We start from the raw sequence: 716 nt of genomic DNA on the forward strand, positions 1-716 counted from the left end.
GACGCCCTCAAGGCCGGCTGTGCAGAAGCGATCGAGCAGCTCTTCTCCGCGGCCGAGGATATGGTCGGAGTAACGAAGGACCGGATTTTTCGCAGGCGAGATCGCCTCCAGCTTCGCCTTGCGCTCAAGAAGAGAAAGACTTGTCAGATCCTCGCCGTCGAGCTGCAGCAGATCGAACGCATAAAAGTCGATAGTCGCCGGGGACCCTTCAATGCATTTTGAAGCGCCTGGAAGTTAGATCTTCCTTCCGCATCGACAACCACGGCCTCGCCGTCAATCAGGGCGGAGCGCACCTTGAGCTTGCGAGCCTCGGAGAGAATCGAGGGAAAACGGCTAGACCAGTCCAGACCAGATCTGTGTAGGCTCGCGCCTCGCCACCGCCGACGGCAACGAGAATACGATAGCCGTCGTACTTATCTCATGGATCCGACGATCGCCGGCAGGGACCGTGTCCACGAGCGTTTGCAAGCTGGACCGGCCGGAAAGCGGGCGGCGCAAAGGTGACCTCGTCACGAGCGGGCGACTTCGCTTGACTAGCGCTCGACGCATTGATTGCCTTACCAGACGTTGGCTTGACCACTCTGACCTAAACCATACGCAGAGACGAAACAGCGTTTTCCGCCGTCCAACGCCCGACTAATTCTTTAGTTTCGCTGCCGCCGTTTTGAGCTTTTCGGGATCATTGCCGACGCGCTTGATTAGCGCCTCGGCCTGAG

At 58.7% G+C, this 716-nt stretch carries 1 protein-coding gene; it reads right to left on the reverse strand.

Features of this window, described 5'->3' with window-relative positions; genetic code table 11:
- A partial coding sequence (locus NKH67_RS34040; RefSeq protein WP_502893855.1) for an ATP-dependent DNA ligase occupies positions 1 to 213 on the reverse strand: 213 nt, incomplete at its 3' end.
- Positions 214 to 716: the final 503 nt, after the last annotated feature.

Origin of the sequence: Mesorhizobium sp. M0968 (assembly GCF_040319065.1) — a bacterium.
In the GTDB taxonomy this organism is placed as follows: domain Bacteria; phylum Pseudomonadota; class Alphaproteobacteria; order Rhizobiales; family Rhizobiaceae; genus Mesorhizobium.